Source organism: Streptomyces sp. NPDC047453 (assembly GCF_040643155.1).
Lineage (GTDB): Bacteria > Actinomycetota > Actinomycetes > Streptomycetales > Streptomycetaceae > Streptomyces.
In genome coordinates this window covers 1-19675 of sequence record NZ_JBEYTS010000034.1, presented here as the reverse complement: position 1 = coordinate 19675, position 19675 = coordinate 1, and the positions used below count along the sequence as shown (strand labels likewise).

The following is a 19675-nucleotide window of genomic DNA, read 5'->3' as shown; positions in this document are numbered from 1 at the left end:
CACGGTTGGGAGGAACGTGAACACCAAACGCGAGGTCGACGTGGTCGTCGTGGGCGCCGGTCAGGCGGGTCTGTCCAGCGCCTATCACCTGCGGCGCACCGGATTCGAGCCGGACCGCGACTTCGTCGTGCTCGACCGTCCCGCCGGTCCGGGCGGTGCCTGGCAGTTCCGGTGGCCGTCGCTGACGTACGGCAAGGTGCACGGGATGCACGCGCTGCCGGGGATGGAGCTGACCGGCGCCGATCCCGCGCGGCCGTCGTCGGAGGTCGTCGCCGCGTACTTCGCCGACTACGAACGCGCCTTCGACCTGCGCGTGCGGCGGCCGGTGGAGGTCACCGCGGTCACGGAGGGCCCCGGCGGGCGGCTGCTCGTGGAGACCTCCGACGGCACCTGGGCGACACGCGCGCTGATCAACGCGACCGGCACCTGGGACCAGCCGTTCCTGCCGCGGTACCCGGGTCAGGAGACCTTCCGCGGGCGGCAGTTGCACACGGCGCACTACGCCGGGCCCGAGGAGTTCACCGGACAGCGCGTGATCGTGGTGGGCGGCGGCGCCTCCGGTACACAGCACCTGCTGGAGATCGCCCCGTACGCGGCCGCCACCACCTGGGTGACGCGACGGCCGCCGGTCTTCCGCGACGGCCCGTTCGACGAGAACGCGGGGCGGGCGGCGGTGGCGCTGGTCGAGGAGCGGGTGCGGCAGGGACTGCCGCCCAGGAGTGTCGTGTCGGTGACGGGACTTCCGCTGAACGACGCCATCCGGCAGGGGCTGGAGGACGGGGTCCTGGACCGGCAGCCGATGTTCGACCGGATCACCCCGGACGGGGTGCTGTGGGCGGACGGACGGCACGTGGCGGCCGACGTCATCCTCTGGGCGACCGGCTTCCGGCCCTCGCTGCGCCATCTGACGCCGCTCGGACTGCGCGAACCGGGCGGCGGCATCCGTGTGGACGGCACCCGGGCGGTCGCCGATCCCCGGATCCACCTGGTCGGCTACGGCCCTTCGGCCAGCACGATCGGCGCCAACCGGGCCGGACGGGCGGCCGTCCGGGACATCAGGCGCCTGCCGGAGGAGGAGCCGGCCGCCGCGGCGTGACGGTGTGAGCAGCCGCGGCACGACCGGCGCGGGCCGCCGCGGCCGGACACTTCCTGGACCGCCGCGGCCGCGCACGGCTCACTTCGCGGGCTGCGGACTGCTGCCTTTCAGGTGGGCGTTGAACTCCGCCACATTGCGCTGGTGCTCGCTGTAGTCGGCGGTGAAGCGCGTGTCGCCCGGCTTGACGGTGACGAAGTACAGCCAGTCGCCCTGCGCCGGGTTGGTCACGGCGCGCATGGCCTCCTCGCCCGGACTGTCGATGGGCGTCGGCGGCAGCCCCATGCGCTGGTAGGAGTTGTACGGGCTGTCCAGCCGGGTGTCCTCCATGCTCATGCGGACCGTGCTGCGGTTGAGGGCGTAGTTGAGGGTCGAGTCCATCTGAAGCGGCATGCCGTGCTCCAGCCGGTTGAAGACGACCCGGGCCACCTTGCTCATGTCGGCCTTCGAGGCGGCCTCGGCCTGGACGATGCTCGCGATGGTGATCGCCTGGTACAGGTTCATGGAGTTGCGCTCCGGGCCGGCGGCGACCGGGGCCGCGGCGAACCTCTTGTTCGCGGTGTCGACCATGTCGGTCAGCAGGGACTGCGGGGTGGTCTTGTCGTCGATGGGATACGTCGCCGGGAAGAGGTAGCCCTCCGGGTTGCCCTCGGCGGCGTTCGGCAGGTTCAGCTGGGCGTCGGCGAGCGACTGCTTCGCGGTGCCGGGGGCCAGGGCGAGGGCCTTGTCGATGGCGGCGTAGATCTGGCCGGACCGCCAGCCCTCTGGGATCACCAGCGTGCGGGGTCCTGCCAGGACGTCGTGGCGGAGCGTCAGCAGCGGCACCGCCACGGCGGTGCCGGCCAGGACGGCCCCGGTCAGGACCAGGACCACACGGCCCCGGCGTGTGAGTCGGGTCGTTCTCCGTGACGGAGTGTTCCTCTGCATGCGGGCACGGTAACCCCCAAAGGGCCACAAACCCGGCATATCGTCAGCTTGTCGGTTCCAGTTGCGCGTCCCGGCGGACCAGGGCCGCGTAGCGTCCGTCGAGTTCCAGCAGCTCCTGGTGCGTACCGCGCTCGGCCGGTCGCCCGGAGTCGAGGACCACGATCTGGTCGGCCCCGCGCACGGTGGACAGGCGGTGCGCGATGGTCAGGGTCGTCCGGTTGGCGGACAGGGCGTCGATGGCCTCCTGCACGGCGGCCTCCGTACGGGTGTCCAGGGCACTGGTGGCCTCGTCGAGGATGAGTACCGGCGGGTCGCGCAGGATGGTCCGGGCGATCGCCAGGCGCTGCTTCTCACCGCCGGAGAACCGGTGGCCGCGCTCGCCGACGACCGTGTCGTAGCCGTCGGGCAGGGCCGCGATGTGGTCGTGGATCTGCGCCGCCTTCGCCGCCGCCCGCAGTTCCTCGTCGGTGGCGTCCGGCTTGGCGAAGCGGAGGTTCTCGGCGACCGAGGCGTGAAAGAGGTACGTCTCCTGGGAGACGACGCCGACCGCGCGGGCGAGGGTGTCGAAGTCGAGGTCGCGCACGTCGACGCCGTCGATGGTGACGCGGCCGCCCGTGACGTCGTAGAGCCGGGGCACCAGGTAGCCGAGGGTGGACTTGCCGGCGCCGGTCGGGCCGACGATCGCGAGGCTGCTGCCGGCGGGCACGGTGACGTCGATGCCCTCCAGGATCGGGCCGCTCTTGTCGTCGTAACGGAAGTCGACGTCCTCGAAGCGGACCTCGCCCTTGACCCGGTCGAGGTGGATCGGGCGCTCGCGCTCGGTGATGTCGATCGGCAGGTCCAGGTACTCGAAGATGCGCTGGAACAGCGCGAGCGAGGTCTGGATCTGCACACCGGTGGACAGCAGGCTGACGGTCGGCCGGAACAGTCCCTGCTGGAGCGAGACGAAGGCGACGATCGTGCCGATGGAGACCTGGGGTCCGCCGAACTGGAGGGCGACGCCCGCGGTCCAGTAGATGACCGCGGGCAGGGCGGCCATGACGATCGTGATGACGGCCATGCGCCAGCGCCCGGCCATGTTCGACCTGACCTCGAGGTCGACCAGGCCTTCCGACTCCGCGCTGAAGGACTCGGTCAGCGAGGCCGAGCGGCCCATCGTGCGGCCGAGCAGGATGCCGCTGACGGAGAGGGATTCGGTGACCGTGGCGGCGATCGCGGCCATCTGCTTCTGCCGCTGAGTGGTGATCTTCTTGCGCTCGTTGCCGACGCGGCGGCTGATCCACACGAACACCGGGAGCAGCAGCAGCGAGACGACGGTGAGCCGCCAGTCGAGGGCGACCATCGCGACGATCGTGGCCACCACGCTGGTGACGTTGGAGACGAGCGAGGTGGCGGTGGAGGTGACGGTGGCTTGCATGCCGCCGATGTCGTTGGCGATGCGGGACTGCACCTCGCCGGTGCGGGTCCGGGTGAAGAAGGCCAGGGACATGCGCTGCAGCCGCCCGTAGACGGCGGTGCGCAGGTCGTGCATGACCCGCTGGCCGACGGTCGTGGAGATCAGCGTCTGCAGCACGCCGAAGACGCTCGTGAGGACGGCGCTGAGGATCATGCCGAGGGCGAGCAGGCTCAGCAGGCCGGTGCGGCCCTGCGGGATCGCGACGTCGAGGGTCTCCTTCAGCAGGAACGGCGTGGCGACGGAGACCAGCGAGGCGGCTCCCACCAGCAGGCCGACGATCACGAGACGCCCCCGGTAGGGGCGGAAGAGGCGCAGGATCCGGCGGACCTGCCGCGGCTGCTCCCCGGCGTCGACGGGTGGGGTCCAGAGGGGTTGATGGTCGGGATGCATGGGCTCCTACGGGGGTGGGTGGGTGCCGGCCCGCAGGTGCGGCCGGCGTCGACCACCCGATCTTAGCTCACTGTTACCTATACTCACAATGAACGAGGTCCTGGTATTGTTCGCGCATGACCACCCCCGACCCCGACGGCCTTCTCGCCGAGCAACTGCTGCGGCTCACCCGCCGGGTGCACCGCATCCAGAAGCGGCACCTCGAACAGCACGCGCTGGGCATCACGCCGGCCCAGTCCCGGCTGCTGCGCACCCTGGCGCACTTCGGCGAGCCGCCCCGCATGGCGGATCTCGCCCAGTCCCTGGAGGTCGTGCCCCGCGCGGTGACCACCCTGGTGGACGGCCTCGAAGCGAGCGGCAAGGTGCGTCGGGCCCCCGATCCGGCCAATCGCAGGGTCATCCGCATCGAGCTCACCGACGACGGGCGCAAGGCCCTGGGGGAGCTGCGCCGCGCCCGGCGGGCCGCCGCGGAGGAGATCCTGGCGCCCCTGACGGGTGAGCAGCGCGAGACGCTCGGCGGACTGCTGGATACGCTGGTGGGCACGGTTCCCACTCAGGGGCGCGGCTGCTGAACCGCACGCGTCAACGCCGGTCCGAGCACGACGCGTTGACGCCAGGAGCGAGGAAAGTGCGGGGCGGCTCGGCGCACCACACGGCGCTCTTTCGCCGGCCACACAGCCGATGCGGTGGCTACCGTCGCAGGTGGGCCTTGTCCCCCATGACGATGACGGGCTTGCTCTTCGGATCGAGCCTGCGGAGCAGGTACTCCATCGCGGACTCCGGAACACTCACGCAGCCCAGCGTGCCGTCACCGTGGTCCAGGTGCAGCCAGATACCGCCGCCCTTGCTCTGGCCCAGCGGACGGGTCGGATCGTCCGGACGGGTGCCACGCAGGCGGTTGTAGTCGATGGCGATGACGTAGTCGAAGTCGTGCCAGTGCGCCTCGTCCCAGGAGAACGGGGAGATGAAGGCGTTCTCGTCCTGGGTGTACGGGAGCCGGGTGCCGGGGTCGTCGAGGACGCCGCCGGCATCGGAGAGCGTGAACACCCCCACCGGGCTCCGCTCGTCGTTCTCCCAGTGGTCGACCACCCAGCCGCGCTTGCCGTTGTGGGCCGGCCAACTCCCTTGCGGCACCCACTTGGTGCCGTACTTCTCGTAGAGAACGAGCGTGGAGTCGGGGGAGGTCTTGTGGTCGCCGAAGACCGCCACGATCTGCCGAGTGCCGATGGGTACCTGCTGCCACATGCGGTCCCCGATCCCCGGAACCCGGGACGGCAGCACGGGCGGGCTGGGCGGAGCGGTCCCCGTCGGCCCGCCCGGCCTGGGTATGTCGCCGTAATGGCGGACCTCGCTGGGCGTTCCGCCGCACCCGGCCAGCGTCGCCAGAAGGAACCCACAGGTCGCCGCAGCGACCATCGCACGCCTTGCACCGCGAGTCTGCATGTCCTCATCTTGGCCAGGAGAAACGACGTGATCTAGTCGAGATTGGCCCAAATAGCCTTATTTCCTTCTCCTTGAGGCATTCCACTGTTCGACTCCTGGTCAGAGGCCCCTGGCCCGTGGGGCGGAACGCGCCGGACCTTTACATCCGACGGGCCGGGAACGAAGCGGCCAATCCCGTTCCCCCGTACGGAAAACCGCTTGCTTTCGACCACTTTGCGCCGCCAGGCTGTCACGGCTCGCCCGCCGCCCCGGCGGCAGCCTTCCGCCCCTGACACGAGCCACTGGGACGTCATGCAGATTCAAGACCTTCCGTATCCCGATCCGGGCGTGCCTGACGCGCGCTCGGGTCCCCGACTCCTGTGGTGGCTGGGGCGGAACCAGCTGGGCGGGCAGATGAAGGCACTGGCGTGGGGACTGCTGCACTTCGCCTCCGTCTCCGCCCTGCCGTTCTGCGTGGGCGTCGCCATCCAGGCGGTCGTCGACCGCTCGGGTGCGCGGCTGGCCTTCGCCGGCGGGCTGCTGACGGTGGCTTGTGCCGGCAACGCGCTCGGCGACACCTACCTGCACCGCGCCGCGGTCACCAACTGGATCACCGCCGCCGCCCGCGTCCAGCAACTGCTCGCCCGCAGGGCCGCGGCGCTGGGCTCAGCGCTGACCCGGCGGGTGGCCGCCGGCGAAGTGGTCGCCGTGTCCACCGGTGATGTCGAGAAAATCGGCTGGTTCGTGGAGGCCGTTTCCCGGTTCACCGCGGCGGCCCTCACCATCGTGCTGGTCTGTGTCGCCCTGCTCGTCTACCAGCCCGCGCTGGGCGTGGTCGTCGCCGTGGGCCTGCCGGCGCTGGCTCTCGCGGTACTGCCGCTGCTGCCCCGCGCGACCCGGCGCGCCGACGTGCAGCGCGAGAAGGCGGGCCGCGCCACCGAACTGGCCTCGGACACCGTCGCCGGACTGCGGGTGCTGCGCGGCATCGGCGGGGAGGAACTGTTCCTCGACCGCTACCGGCGTGCCTCCCAGGAGGTACGGCACGCGGCCGTCCGCAGTGCCCGCATGTGGTCCCTGATCGCCGCGATCCAGGTCCTGCTTCCGGGCCTGCTGCTGATCGGGGTCGTCTGGTACGGCGTGCACCTGGCCCGCGCGGGCCGCATCAGCGTGGGCGAACTCGTCACCGTCTACAGCTCCGTCATGGTCCTCACCTACCCGCTGCGGCACTTCGTCGAGATCGCCATGGCGTACTCCTTCTCCCGCCCGTCGGCCGCCCGGGCCGCCCGGGTGCTGTCCCTGGAACGGGCCACCGACGGGACCGGGACACGGGCACCCGTCGTGCCGTCAGGTGAATTGCACGACCCGGCGACCGGTCTTCGCGCACCGGCCGGTCGGCTCACCGCCGTGGTCTGCGGCGACCCGGACGCCGCGGGCCGGCTGGCGGAACGGCTCGGCGGCCACCCCACCGAGCCGGGCACCTCGGCGCTGCTCGGGGGCGTACCGCTGGACGAGTTGCCGCTCGGCTCCGCGCGCACGGCCGTCCTGGTCCAGGACAAGGACCCGGTACTGCTGTCCGGATCGCTGCGCGCACTGCTCGACGTGCCCGCCTCGGGGGAGGTCGCCGCCCGGGAGGCGCTCACCGCCGCCCAGTGCGACGACGTCCTGGACGCGCTCGCGCAATCGTCGCCGTCCGCCGAGGACCCGATGGACGTCCGGATCACCGAGCGCGGCCGGTCGCTCTCCGGTGGCCAGCGCCAGCGTCTGGCTCTGGCCCGGTCGCTGATCACCGACCCCGAGGTGCTCGTACTGGACGAACCGACCTCCGCCGTCGACTCGCACACCGAGGCGCGGATCGCGCAGGGCCTGCGCGATCTGCGGGCCGGACGCACCACGGTGGTCTTCACCTCCTCGCCCCTCCTCCTGGACCGCGCCGACCGGGTGGTGCTGATCCACGAGGGCGCGGTCGCCGCAGTCGGTGTGCACCGGGACCTGGTGCACACCGAGCCCCGGTACCGCGCGGTGGTGACCCGGGAGACCGACGAGGAGCGCGCCGCGCACGACCTGCTCGACGGCGGCGGCAGGCTGCGGGCCGCACCGGACCACCCGCGGCACGACGCGCCGTTCGACGACGAGGCCACCCCGCGGGACGCCACGGAAGAAGCCCTGAAAGAGGACCTGAAAGGGGACCTGGACGGGGCCCTCGAAGAGATGGAGGAGACGGCATGATCGGCGTGGCGCCCCCTGCCTACGACCCGGCGGCCCCGACCACGGCCGACACCCTGCCGGTCGGTTCCGCCGCGACCGTACGCTCCTATGTGAGCGAACTGCTGCGCCGGCACCGGCGCGCCTTCGTCCTGCTCATCACCGTCAACACCGTCGCGGTGCTGGCCTCCATGGCCGGTCCCTGGCTGCTGGGCGACCTGGTCGAACGGGTGGCGGACGGCACCCGGGAGCTGCGTCTGCCCCTCACCGCCGCACTGTTCGTCCTCGCGTTGCTCGTCCAGGCGGTGTTCGTACGGGAGGTGCGGCTGCGCGGGGCGATGCTCGGCGAACGGATGCTGGCCGACCTGCGCGAGGACTTCCTCGTCCGGTCGGTGGGCCTGCCGCCGGGTGTGCTGGAGCGGGCGGGCACCGGCGACCTGCTCTCCCGTATCACCACCGACATCGACCGGCTCGCCAACGCGATGCGCGAGGCCGTGCCGCAGCTGGCGATCGGGGTCGTGTGGGTGGCGCTGCTGCTCGGCGGTCTGGTCCTGACCGCGCCGCTGCTCGCCGCGGCCGTGCTGCTGGCCGTGCCGCTGCTGGTGCTCGGCTGCCGCTGGTACTTCCGGCGGGCGCCGTCCGCCTACCGCTCCGAGGCCGCGGGCTACGCCGCCGTGGCCGCCGCGCTCACCGAGACCGTCGACGCCGGGCGCACCGTCGAGGCACACCGTCTCGGCGAACGCCGCGTCGCCCTGTCGGAACTCCGGATCACGCAATGGACCGCGTGGGAACGCTACACACTCTGGCTGCGGTCGGTGCTCTTCCCGGTCGTCAACATCACCCACGTCACCGTGCTCGCCTCGGTGCTCATGGTCGGTGGCGTGTTCGTCCTGCGGGGCTGGATCGGGGTCGGCCAGCTGACGACGGGTGCCCTCATCGCGCAGATGCTGGTCGACCCGGTGGGGCTGATCCTGCGCTGGTACGACGAGTTGCAGGTGGCTCAGGTGTCGCTGGCCCGGCTCGTCGGGGTGCGCGACATCGAGCCGGACGCCGGGGACGACTCGCTGGTCCCCGCCGGCCGGGACGTGGACGCGGACCGGGTGCACTTCGGCTACCTGGAGGGCGTCGACGTCCTGCGTGAGGTCTCCCTGAAGGTCGCCCCGGGCACGCGACTGGCCCTGGTCGGCCCGTCCGGCGCCGGAAAGTCCACGCTGGGCCGGCTGCTCGCCGGGATCTACGCGCCCCGGGACGGCCGGATCGCGCTCGGCGGCGCCGAACTGTCCCGGATGCCCGCCGAACGCGTCCGCTCCCATGTCGCCCTCGTCAACCAGGAGCACCACGTCTTCGTGGGCTCCCTGCGCGACAACCTGCTGCTCGCCCGCACGGACGCCGTCGACGCGGAGCTGTGGGCGGCACTGGGCGCGGTCGACGCGGACGGCTGGGCTCGTGCCCTCGACGACGGTCTGGACACCGAGGTCGGCTCCGGCGGTCTGGCCCTCACCCCGGCCCAGGCCCAGCAGATCGCCCTGGCCCGGCTGGTCCTGGCCGACCCGCACACGCTGGTCCTGGACGAGGCGACCTCGCTTCTCGACCCGCGTGCGGCCCGGCATCTGGAGCGGTCCCTGGCCCACGTCCTGGACGGCCGCACGGTCGTCGCCATCGCCCACCGGCTCCACACGGCCCACGACGCCGATGTCATCGCGGTGGTCGAGAACGGCCGCATCAGCGAGCTGGGCAGCCACGACGATCTCGTCACGGCGAACGGCGCCTACGCGGCGCTGTGGCGGTCCTGGCACGGGTGACGGCGTGATCCCGCCGCGCCCACGGGCGCGGCTGTCGGCCACTGCCTCGGAACGCGAGCCGTCCGGTCGTTTGGCCTGCGGGCGGCGGGCTCTGTGGTCCGGGGTGACGAGTGCGGGGGGCGGCGCGAGGACGGGTGCGGCGTCGTGCGCGGTCGCCGGGACCGACGAAGTCGGTGGGGCGTGGGACCGGCTCCAGCGCGGCGACCGAAGCGGTGGCCGGCGTGGCGGCGAGCGCGGCCGCCGGGACCGGCAGGATCTCGGGGACCGGCTGGGTCGTCGGGACCGGCTTCGGCGTGGTGGCCTGGGCGGCGATGGGCACAGTGACCGGCGCAGTCGTCGGCACGGGCTCCGGCACGGTGACCGCTGTGGTACCGGGCCCGGCGGCCGGGGCGGGCCCGGGACGGGACGGGCCGTGGACAGGGCATACGCCGGGCCTCGCGGCCGGTGCCGTTGCGCGGTGCCGAACAGCGGTGGAAGGCTGGAAAGCGGAAACGGCTCGGGGAGCACCCGGGAACCGTGCGGTTCGTGCCGGGTGCCGGCTGCGCCCCGCGCACCGGCGGCCGCACGCCGGCCGCGCAGAGAACGGGCCCGTCCCCACCACCTGGAGGTACCCGTGGACAGCGCCGACGGATGGGGAGACGACGTCTACCAGCCCGACGACTCCGAAGTCAGGGAGGACACGGGCGTGCTCGACCCGGAGGACACGCTGCTGTACGACGGTGTCGACGACCCCCTGGACCGTGGCTGGTCGCCTCCGGAGCGGCCGTGGGCCGTGGAGCACACCGGCGTGACCGCCGCGGAGCGTCGGCAGGGCGAAACCCTGGACCAGCGCCTCGCCGAGGAGCTGCCCGAACCGCCTGCCTGGGACGGCGACGACATGGGCGACTGTGAGGACACCGACGGGGAACTCCTGGACAACGAGGTCGGCGACGTCCGCTCCGGCCGTCTCGTCGCCCCCGACGAGGGAGCGCACGAGGACGACGAGAGCGCCCTGGTCGCCACCGACGTGGGCATCGACGGCGCGGCCGCCTCCGCCGAGGAGGCCGCGATGCACGTCGTCGACGAGGAAACCCCGCAGGGCTGACCCGGCCGCCCGCATGCCGTCACGCTCTCCCCCGCCGCACGAGGAGCACCCATGCAGCAGGACAAGCATCCCGACTACCACCCCGTCGTCTTCCGGGACCGCGCCGCCGGTTATGCCTTCCTCACCCGGTCCACCGCGACCAGTGAGCAGACCATCGAGTGGGACGACGGCGCGACCTACCCGGTCGTGGACGTGGAGATCTCCTCGGAGAGCCACCCGTTCTACACCGGCAAGGCCCGCACGGTGGACTCGGAGGGCCGCGTCGCCCGGTTCGAGCGGCGTTACGGCGGCGGGCAGGGCCCCGGGGGCGACGGGGCCGCCTGACCGGCGACCGGCGGTGGCACGGCCTGCCCGGCCGGGGGCCGGGCGGGGCCCGCGTTTCCGGCGGGACCGGGGTCCGGGCAGGGCGGCCGGGTGCTGTGGAGCGTGAGCGCTGCCGAGCGCGTCCCTCAGATGAAGTTCAGTGCGACCGCGCAGCCCACTCCGCCGAGCACCATGAACGCCGGCATCAGCACCTTGAGCTCGACCCAGCTGCCCGCCCGGAACCGCATCGCCTTCGGCGGTCCTATGGGGTACCAGCGCTTGCGGCCCAGTGGTATCGGCCACAGGATGGGGCACCCTGAAACGGTCAGCGCGTCGCCGATGTCGTGCATCAGCGCGCCCAGCACGATCGGCAGTCCCAGCCACAGGTACTCCTGGCCCGGAGCGGTGAATAGCCAGTCCGATCCGTTGCCGGGCTGGTCGAGGATGTCCGCCAGGATCCAGGCGCTGGTCGCGGCCAGCAGCCAGACCAGGACCGCGCTGCTGGAGCCGCGGGCCGCCCGCCACAGCAGGCCCTCGATGGCCAGCACCATGTGCACGAAGAGAATGGCCAGCACCGCCCAGCGGCCCCCGGTGATCGCCAGCGCGGAGGTGCCCGCCCCGATCAGCACCGCCCACAGCCAGGTATGCGTCAGCGTCCGGTGCCCGCCGGAACGGCGCGGGTCGCCCTGCTTCCGCGTCGCCTTGTAGACGGTGTAGGACAGCTTGTCGACGATCTCGCACAGCGCGTGCGAGACCGGTCCGAAGGCTCTCGAGATGGTGGCGGCCTTGTGGTCCAGGTCCGGGGCGAGCGCTGCCCCGGCGCAGATCAGCGCACCGACCAGCAGGACCGGCCAGGGCATCGGGTGCCCGGCCGCGGCGACCGCGGCTCCGACGCCGAGCCAGGCTGCCGCGCCCGACAGTGAGTGTGCTGGTCCCATCATGGCCGTTGCCCGCCCCATTCCTCTTACGCCGCTGTCCAGTTGACCCGGCGTGCCGATGTCGTGTCGGCGACACAGCGTAGCGGTCGTGATCTTCGGTGCGGCATCCGATTCCCGTCTCGGCCGGGGCGCCAGGCAAGATGGGGGCGTGACCCTCATCGATCAGCTCCCGCCGACCGCCGACCCCGACGCCCTGTACGAGGCCTTCGAATCCTGGGCGCAGGAGCGCGGTCTCACGCTCTACCCCCACCAGGAGGAGGCGCTGATCGAGGCGGTCTCCGGAGCCAACGTGATCGTGTCGACGCCCACCGGGTCCGGCAAGAGCATGATCGCCGCCGGCGCTCACTTCGCCGCGCTGGCCAGGGACGAGGTCACCTTCTACACGGCTCCGATCAAAGCGCTGGTGTCGGAGAAGTTCTTCGAGCTGTGCAAGATGTTCGGCACCGAGAACGTCGGTATGCTCACCGGCGACGCCTCCGTGAACGCCGACGCGCCCGTCATCTGCTGCACGGCGGAGGTCCTCGCGTCGATCGCGCTGCGCGACGGCAAGGACGCCGACGTCGGCCAGGTCGTCATGGACGAGTTCCACTTCTACGCGGAGCCCGACCGGGGCTGGGCCTGGCAGATTCCGCTGCTGGAACTTCCGCAGGCGCAGTTCGTCCTGATGTCGGCCACGCTCGGCGACGTCTCCTTCTTCGAGAAGGACCTCACCCGTCGCACCGGGCGCCCCACCGCGGTGGTCCGTTCGGCGACCCGCCCGGTTCCCCTGTCCTACGAGTACCGGCGCACACCGCTCACCGAGACGCTCACCGACCTGCTGCAGACGCGCCAGGCGCCGGTGTACATCGTCCACTTCACCCAGGCCCAGGCCGTGGAGCGGGCGCAGGCACTGATGAGCATCAACATGTGCTCGCGGGAGGAGAAGGATCAGATCGCCGAGCTGATCGGCAACTTCCGCTTCACCACCAGGTTCGGCCGCAACCTCTCCCGCTACGTCCGGCATGGCATCGGCGTCCACCACGCCGGCATGCTGCCCAAGTACCGGCGCTTGGTGGAGAAGCTGGCGCAGGCCGGTCTGCTGAAGGTGATCTGCGGTACGGACACGCTCGGCGTGGGCGTCAACGTGCCGATCCGTACGGTGTTGTTCACCGCGTTGACCAAGTACGACGGCAGCCGCGTACGCACGCTGCGCGCCCGTGAGTTCCACCAGATCGCCGGCCGGGCCGGCCGCGCGGGCTTCGACACCGAGGGCTTCGTCGCCGCGCAGGCCCCCGAGCACGTCATCGAGAACGAGAAGGCCCTCGCCAAAGCGGGCGACGACCCGAAGAAGCGCCGCAAGGTCGTCCGCAAGAAGGCACCGGAGGGCTTCGTCGGCTGGACGGACAACACCTTCGACAAGCTCATCGCCTCCGAGCCGGAGCCGCTGACCTCCCGCTTCCGCGTGACGCACACAATGCTGCTGTCGGTGATCGCACGGCCCGGCAACGCCTTCGAGGCGATGCGGCGCCTGCTGGAGGACAACCACGAGCCGCGCAAGCAGCAGCTGAGGCACATCCGGCGGGCGATCGCCATCTACCGCTCGCTGCTGGACGGCGGCATCGTGGAGAAGCTCGACCGGCCGGACGCCGAAGGCCGTATCGTCCGGCTCACGGTCGATCTCCAGCAGGACTTCGCGCTCAACCAGCCGCTGTCCACCTTCGCGCTGGCCGCGTTCGAGCTGCTGGACCCCGAGTCGCCGTCCTACGCACTGGACATGGTGTCCGTCGTGGAGTCCACGCTGGACGACCCGCGGCAGATCCTCGCCGCCCAGCAGAACAAGGCGCGTGGCGAGGCCGTGGCCGCGATGAAGGCGGACGGCGTCGAGTACGAGGAGCGCATGGAGCGCCTCCAGGAGGTCACGTACCCCAAGCCGCTGGAAGAGCTGCTCTTCCACGCGTACAACACCTACCGCAAGAGCCACCCCTGGGTGGGCGACCATCCGCTGTCGCCGAAGTCCGTGATCCGCGACATGTACGAACGAGCCCTTTCCTTCACGGAGTTGGTGTCCCACTACGAGCTGGCCCGCACCGAGGGCATTGTGCTGCGCTACCTGGCCAGCGCGTACAAGGCCCTGGAGCACACCGTCCCGGACGACCTGAAGTCCGAGGACCTTCAGGACCTGATCGCCTGGCTCGGCGAGATGGTGCGCCAGGTCGACTCCAGTCTGCTGGACGAGTGGGAGCAACTGGCCAACCCGGCGGAGATGACTGCCGAGGAGGCCCAGGAAAGGGCCGACCAGGTCAAGCCGGTCACCTCCAACGCGCGCGCTTTCCGCGTCCTGGTCCGCAACGCCATGTTCCGCCGCGTCGAACTCGCCGCCCTGGACCAGGTCGGGGAGCTGGGCGAGATGGACGCCGAATCCGGGTGGGACGCAGATGCCTGGGGCGAGGCGATGGACAAGTACTGGGACGAGCACGACGACCTCGGTACCGGTCCCGACGCCCGCGGCCCCAAGCTGCTGGTGCTCAAGGAGGAGCCGCAGAACGGGCTGTGGCGCGTGCGGCAGATCTTCGACGACCCCGCGGGTGACCACGACTGGGGCATCAGCGCCGAAGTCGATCTCACCGCATCCGACGCCGAGGGCCGCGCGGTCGTCCGTGTGACCGACGTCGGTCAGTTGTGAGCCGGCGTCGACCCGTTCTGAACCCAGGAGTCTTCCACCCATGACGAACCCGGCCGAAAGGCTCGTCGACCTGCTCGATCTGGAGCAGATAGAAGTCAACATCTTTCGCGGCCGCAGTCCGCAGGAGTCCCTCCAGAGGGTCTTCGGCGGCCAGGTGGCCGGCCAGGCGCTGGTCGCCGCCGGACGCACCACGGACGGCGAGCGCCCGGTCCATTCGCTGCACGCGTACTTCCTGCGCCCGGGCCGGCCGGGGGTGCCGATCGTGTACCAGGTGGAGCGGGTACGGGACGGGCGGTCCTTCACGACCCGCCGGGTCACCGCGGTGCAGCAGGGCCGGACGATCTTCAATCTGACCGCCTCCTTCCACAAGCCTGAACAAGGGAGCTTCGAGCACCAACTGCCGCCGGCTCGCGAGATCCCGGAGCCGGAGTCCCTGCCGACGGTCGCGGACGAAATCCGGGAGCATCTGGGGACCCTGCCGGAGCAGTTGGAGCGCATGGCACGGCGCCAGCCGTTCGACATCCGGTATGTGGACCGGCTGCGCTGGACCGCCGAGGAGGTCAAGGAAGCCGAACCGCGCAGCGCCGTGTGGATGCGCGCGGTGGGGCCGCTCGGTGACGACCCGCTCGTGCACACCTGCGCGCTGACCTACGCCAGTGACATGACCTTGCTCGACGCGGTGCGCATCCCGGTCGAGCCGCTGTGGGGGCCGCGGGGCTTCGACATGGCGTCGCTGGACCACGCCATGTGGTTCCACCGGCCGTTCCGTGCGGACGAGTGGTTCCTGTACGACCAGGAGTCTCCGATCGCGACGGGCGGACGCGGTCTGGCCCGGGGCCGCATCTACAACCTCGAGGGGCAACTGATCGTGTCCGTGGTGCAGGAGGGACTGTTCCGCAAGGCGGGCTGACCTGCGGTTTCACCGACCATCGGTCGGCCCGCGCCGCGTCGTCCGACGCTCCGCGGGCCGGCCGTTACGACGTTCTCGCCGAGAACGAAGCAGGGGCCGTGGCCCGAGGTGCACCCCACCGCGTCTCATCGCGTTTCGTTGCACCCCACAGCGATTGTGCCCATAGTGTGCCAGCGAAGACGCAGGGTCTAGTCCACTTCGCCCGATGCCCCGCCCTCCCGATCGTCACTGAGGGCGCCGATGATGCGCTGCACCATCTGCTCCCGCTGACCGTGGATGCACTTGTAGTACGTGTCCATCAGGATCGCCACGCTGTGGCCTGCCATCTCGGCCACCTCAGCGGCGGGGACACCAGAGTTCAGCCACAGGGAGACCGCGGCATGACGCAGGTCGTACGGCCTCCTCGCAAGGCCTGCCTGCCGCTTCGCCCACCAGCTGTCCACCGCCTTCAGCGAGACCCCGAACAGCGCTGCCACGTCGTCACGACCCCGTCCCGCCGCCGACGCGGCAGCCGCCCGCAGCCGCACAGCCTCCTGCGCCGACGGCGGTGGACTCAGCCCTGGTCGACGTCCAACGCAGCACATCGGTTGATCAGCCTACGTTGCGCGTCGCTTTTCTGCGGCGGCTGCCACGACCGGATCCACCACCGGGAAGCCGCCACGCTCACGCAGTAGTCACCGGAGAGCCGGATGCCCGGAAAGCGGGCCCGTCCGGTTCGGAGGGAGGCCGCGCGGAAAAGGACCAGCACACCTGGCACCTCGCCGCGCGGCCGACCCTACCCAGACCGCGGACAAAGTGCGACCTCGGCCAGTACCAGTCCGCCGCCACATCGACTGGTATTGACACATCACTCCGGCGATGCTCGCCCACACCGTCCTGGCAGCCCAGGCCGGCGAAGTCGCAAAGGCGGCTGCAGGAACGGATCGGCCTGGCGACAACGCCAGCCCGCGGGCAACAGGCCAACCTGAAAGCCGTTGCGGGCTGGACGGTTAGTCGTAGTGACGTCAGGCGTCCAACGCCGGCTACTTCAAGGAGCAGCTGGGCGACGTCGACGACCTGGACGGATTCCTTGGCCTTGCCGCCCGCTGCGGAGCCGCTGTCGGATGAGGCCTTCTTGCCGTTGACCGAGTCGGTGAGCATGACCAAGCAGAACGGGCAGGCGGTCGAGATGGTGTCCGGGTTCAGCGAAAGGGCCTCGTCGACGCGCTCGTCGTGAGGAGAGCAGACCCAGCACTGGGAGTTCGGACCCGCCCTCATCCAGCCGGGCCGGCTCGAGCAGTACCTGGCGCACATCGTCGTATCGACTGACCAGCCACAACCCGGTGGCGGGGTCGTAGTGCACGGGGGACTCGGCTCGCAGTCGGTCCAGCCAGGGGTACGGGTCACGAACGAAGCCGTCGCCGAAAAGATCGTGCAGGTCGAGCGGGGCACGGGTGTCGAGCGCTGCCGGCCAGCCCTCCGGGCTGGTTCCGGCGGTTCCGTCATCGGACGGGAATGCGCCCTCGGCCGGGCAAGGCACGGCGGGAAGCCAACGCGCCGCAGCATGCCCCCCTTCCCGCCTTCCCTCTGTGCGGCATCACTCGATCACCTGCTGCGGTCCGGGCGGCCGCGCCTGTCCCCCTTCCTCGGTCTCCTCCGTCGGCGGCGCTCGGCCCGGGAGGCGGGCGAGCAAACGACGCAGCCCCCTACTTCCCGGCGCCGCCCTCGACGACTCGCCGCAGTGAGGGAAGCAGGGCGTCGATGTCCTGACCGGTCCTGAAAACCACGACAGTGGTGCCACCGCCCGGCTCCGGCGAGGAACCGGGTGCCGTGAAGAGAGAAAGCACCTCGCTCATCGCCTCGTCCACCTCGGCGACCGGGTCGGACGACTCGCCCCGCAGCCACCGGCGCAACACATGATTGTGGGCGGCGGCCACCGCCGCGGCCATGAGTTCGGCCCTCAACGACGCCGACTGCGTCGGGTCCCCCATCCAGTCCGCGATGAACTCGCGGAACAGTCGCTGATAGCGGGCCACGCTGGCGATCTCCCGATCGCGGAGGGCGGCGACCTTGCTGGTGAGCCGGTACCGCCGGCGGGCGAGGTCGCCTTCGTCGACGTAATGCAGCAGTACCAGGCGGACCGCATCCGAGACGGCGACCAGGGCGGTGCTGTGACTGGAGGTCGCCAGCCGGTCCCGGATCAGTTCGAGCAGCCGGTCGTGGTCGGGAAAGATGACCTCTTCCTTGGACCGATAGTGCCGGAAGAACGTGGTGCGACCCACGCCGGCCCGTTCGGCGATGTCGTCGACGGTGGTCTGCTCGTATCCGCGTTCGTCGAAGAGGGCGAAGGCGGCGTCGGCCAGTCGGTTCCGCGCGGAGGGCTTGCTCATAAGCGCCCATCCTTCCTTGTCTCAGCCCTGGAGGACCACTTGCTCTAATCGACGGTACTGAGTACCGTCGATTAGAGATTGAGTACCAGAGGAGGTTACGCGTGGATTCCGTGGCAATGAGCGAATCCGGCCTGCCCATCCAGCCGGTCTACGACGGCTGGTCGCTGACGGACTTCGACGCAGACGCCAAGCTGGGCACCCCCGGCCGCTTCCCGTTCACCCGCGGCGTGTATCCGTCGATGTACACCGGCCGGCCATGGACGATGCGGCAGTACGCGGGGTTCGGCACCGCCAAGGAGTCCAACGAGCGCTACCACGAACTGGTCGGTGCGGGTACCGGCGGCCTGAGCGTCGCCTTCGACCTGCCGACGCAAATGGGCTACGACTCCGACGAGGCCGTCGCCCGCGGCGAGGTGGGCAAGGTCGGCGTGGCCGTCGACTCCATCGAGGACATGCGGACGCTCTTCCAGGGGCTGCCCCTGGGCAAGGTGTCGACGTCCATGACGATCAATGCGCCCGCGGCGACGCTGCTCCTGCTGTACCAGCTGGTGGCGGCCGAACAGGGTGTCTCCGGTGACCAGTTGACCGGCACGATCCAGAACGACGTGCTCAAGGAGTACATCGCCCGCGGCACCTACATCTTCCCGCCGCAGCAATCCCTCCGACTGATCAGCAACATCTTCGCCTACTGCCACCGGGAGTTGCCGCGCTGGAACACCATCTCCATCTCCGGCTATCACATGGCTGAGGCCGGGGCCACGCCGGCGCAGGAGATCGCGTTCACGCTGGCCAACGCCAAGGAATACGTGCGCGCCGCGATCGCCGCCGGTCTGGACGTGGACGACTTCGCACCGCGCCTGTCGTTCTTCTTCGTCGCGCGGACCACGCTGCTGGAGGAAATCGCGAAGTTCCGTGCCGCTCGCCGGATCTGGGCGCGGATCATGCGCGAGGAGTTCAAGGCCAAGAATCCCAAGTCCCAGATGCTGCGCTTCCACACCCAGACCGCCGGCGTGCAGTTGACGGCGCAGCAGCCGGAGGTCAACCTCGTCCGGGTTGCCCTGCAGGGCCTGGGCGCGGTCCTGGGCGGGACGCAGTCGCTGCACACCAACTCCTACGACGAGGCCATCGCCCTGCCCACCCAGAAAGCGGCGCGGCTGGCCCTGCGCACGCAGCAGGTCATCGCCTACGAAACCGACGTCACCAAGACCGTCGACCCCTTCGCCGGGTCCTATGTCATGGAGTCGATGACTGACGATGTGGAGGCGGCCGCTCTGGAGTTGATCGACGCCGTCGAAAACCGCGGCGGCGCGGTGGAAGCGATCGAGCAGGGCTTCCAGAAGTCGGAGATCGAGAAGTCCGCGTACCGGACCGCACTGGAGATCGACAACCAGGAGCGGACCGTGGTCGGAGTCAACAAGTACGTCCTCGACGAGGAGGAACCGTACGAGCCGCTGCGCGTCGACCCGCAGATCGAACTCGACCAGCGTGAACGCCTCGCCGCTCTGCGCGAGGAACGCGACAACGACGCCGTCTCCCGCGCCCTCGACTGCCTGCGCGCCGCCGCCCGAGGCACCGACAACGTCCTGCCCCCGATGCGTGAGGCCCTGCGGCTGCGCGCCACGGCAGGCGAGGTCTCCCACGCGCTGCGCGACGTCTGGGGCGTGTACGTCCCCCGCGAAACCTTCTGAACCGATGAGCCCCGGGGTGGAGCAGTCAGTGAACGACATCGATATCCGTACGACCGCGGGCAAGATCGCGGATCTTCAGCGCCGCGTCCTGGCAGCGACGCACGCCGGCTCCGAGCGCGCCGTGGAGAAGCAGCACGCCAAGGGGAAGCTGACGGCTCGCGAGCGGATCGAACTGCTGCTCGACGAGGGGTCGTTCGTGGAGCTGGACGAGTTCGCCCGGCACCGCTCCACCAACTTCGGCCTGGAGCAGAACCGCCCGTACGGGGACGGCGTCGTCACCGGCTACGGCATGATCGACGGCCGCCCGGTCGCGGTGTTCTCGCAGGACTTCACCGTCTTCGGCGGAGCGCTCGGCGAGGTCTACGGGCAGAAGATCGTCAAGGTGATGGACTTCGCCCTGAAGACCGGCTGCCCGGTCATCGGGATCAA

The 19675-nt window shown here is 70.6% G+C and carries 16 protein-coding genes and 1 pseudogene; 10 read left to right on the top strand and 7 right to left on the bottom strand.

Going from position 1 to position 19675, the window contains the following annotated elements; genetic code table 11:
* The first annotated feature begins 16 nt into the window (after positions 1–16).
* A complete protein-coding gene (locus ABZ818_RS25965; protein WP_361419166.1) occupies positions 17–1096 on the top strand; it encodes an NAD(P)-binding domain-containing protein in 1080 nt (359 codons plus the stop codon).
* Between the two features lie 78 nt (positions 1097–1174).
* On the opposite strand, the gene mltG is transcribed toward ABZ818_RS25965, so the two are convergent.
* Positions 1175–2020 carry an endolytic transglycosylase MltG gene (gene mltG / locus ABZ818_RS25960; protein WP_361419163.1) on the bottom strand — a complete coding sequence of 282 codons (846 nt, stop codon included), beginning with the start codon at positions 2018–2020 and terminating at the stop codon, positions 1175–1177.
* A 43-nt stretch (positions 2021–2063) separates the two neighbouring features.
* Complete coding sequence (locus tag ABZ818_RS25955; protein WP_361419160.1) at positions 2064–3866, bottom strand: ABC transporter ATP-binding protein; 1803 nt, start codon at positions 3864–3866, stop codon at positions 2064–2066.
* Between the two features lie 116 nt (positions 3867–3982).
* Between ABZ818_RS25955 and ABZ818_RS25950 the strand changes: the two genes are divergently transcribed.
* Positions 3983–4438, top strand: a complete 456-nt coding sequence (locus ABZ818_RS25950) for a MarR family transcriptional regulator (RefSeq protein WP_361419157.1) — start codon at positions 3983–3985, stop codon at positions 4436–4438.
* 118 nt (positions 4439–4556) lie between these two features.
* Here the strand turns inward: ABZ818_RS25950 and ABZ818_RS25945 are convergent, their stop codons facing one another.
* The gene (locus ABZ818_RS25945) at positions 4557–5147 is read right to left on the bottom strand and encodes a L,D-transpeptidase family protein (RefSeq protein WP_361419315.1); all 591 of its coding nucleotides are present in this window, start codon (positions 5145–5147) and stop codon (positions 4557–4559) included.
* Positions 5148–5600: 453 nt separating this feature from the next.
* On the opposite strand from ABZ818_RS25945, the gene ABZ818_RS25940 reads away from it, so the two are divergent.
* The 4 genes from ABZ818_RS25940 to ABZ818_RS25925 all read left to right on the top strand — a co-directional run bounded on the left by ABZ818_RS25940 (position 5601) and on the right by ABZ818_RS25925 (position 10700).
* A complete protein-coding gene (locus ABZ818_RS25940) occupies positions 5601–7514 on the top strand; it encodes an ABC transporter ATP-binding protein (RefSeq protein WP_361419154.1) in 1914 nt (637 codons plus the stop codon).
* Positions 7511–9292 (top strand): ABC transporter ATP-binding protein, encoded by a 1782-nt coding sequence (locus ABZ818_RS25935; RefSeq protein WP_361419152.1) that lies wholly within the window; start codon positions 7511–7513, stop codon positions 9290–9292. Before ABZ818_RS25940 ends, ABZ818_RS25935 begins: the two co-directional genes overlap by 4 nt.
* Before the next feature lie 613 nt (positions 9293–9905).
* Positions 9906–10376, top strand: coding sequence for a DUF5709 domain-containing protein (locus ABZ818_RS25930; RefSeq protein WP_361419150.1), 471 nt, complete (start codon positions 9906–9908; stop codon positions 10374–10376).
* 51 nt (positions 10377–10427) lie between these two features.
* Positions 10428–10700 carry a type B 50S ribosomal protein L31 gene (locus tag ABZ818_RS25925; RefSeq protein ID WP_361419147.1) on the top strand — a complete coding sequence of 91 codons (273 nt, stop codon included), beginning with the start codon at positions 10428–10430 and terminating at the stop codon, positions 10698–10700.
* Between the two features lie 125 nt (positions 10701–10825).
* Here ABZ818_RS25925 and ABZ818_RS25920 read toward each other — a convergent pair whose 3' ends face one another.
* Positions 10826–11620, bottom strand: coding sequence for a metal-dependent hydrolase (locus ABZ818_RS25920; protein ID WP_361419144.1), 795 nt, complete (start codon positions 11618–11620; stop codon positions 10826–10828).
* 145 nt (positions 11621–11765) lie between these two features.
* On the opposite strand from ABZ818_RS25920, the gene ABZ818_RS25915 reads away from it, so the two are divergent.
* Both ABZ818_RS25915 and ABZ818_RS25910 read left to right on the top strand, forming a co-directional pair.
* On the top strand, positions 11766–14279 hold the full coding sequence (locus ABZ818_RS25915; RefSeq protein ID WP_361419141.1) for a DUF3516 domain-containing protein: 2514 nt from the start codon (positions 11766–11768) through the stop codon (positions 14277–14279).
* Positions 14280–14319: 40 nt separating this feature from the next.
* On the top strand, positions 14320–15189 hold the full coding sequence (locus ABZ818_RS25910) for an acyl-CoA thioesterase II (protein WP_361419138.1): 870 nt from the start codon (positions 14320–14322) through the stop codon (positions 15187–15189).
* A gap of 188 nt (positions 15190–15377) precedes the next feature.
* On the opposite strand, the gene ABZ818_RS25905 is transcribed toward ABZ818_RS25910, so the two are convergent.
* From ABZ818_RS25905 to ABZ818_RS25895, 3 genes and pseudogenes are all read right to left on the bottom strand, one after another.
* Complete coding sequence (locus tag ABZ818_RS25905; RefSeq protein ID WP_361419135.1) at positions 15378–15665, bottom strand: hypothetical protein; 288 nt, start codon at positions 15663–15665, stop codon at positions 15378–15380.
* A 550-nt stretch (positions 15666–16215) separates the two neighbouring features.
* Positions 16216–16404: pseudogene (locus tag ABZ818_RS25900) on the bottom strand (hypothetical protein); the annotation flags it as partial.
* 470 nt (positions 16405–16874) lie between these two features.
* On the bottom strand, positions 16875–17558 hold the full coding sequence (locus ABZ818_RS25895) for a TetR/AcrR family transcriptional regulator (RefSeq protein WP_361419132.1): 684 nt from the start codon (positions 17556–17558) through the stop codon (positions 16875–16877).
* A 116-nt stretch (positions 17559–17674) separates the two neighbouring features.
* On the opposite strand from ABZ818_RS25895, the gene ABZ818_RS25890 reads away from it, so the two are divergent.
* Positions 17675–19246 (top strand): methylmalonyl-CoA mutase family protein, encoded by a 1572-nt coding sequence (locus tag ABZ818_RS25890; protein ID WP_361419312.1) that lies wholly within the window; start codon positions 17675–17677, stop codon positions 19244–19246.
* Between the two features lie 4 nt (positions 19247–19250).
* A partial coding sequence (locus tag ABZ818_RS25885) for a carboxyl transferase domain-containing protein (RefSeq protein WP_361419129.1) occupies positions 19251–19675 on the top strand: 425 nt, incomplete at its 3' end.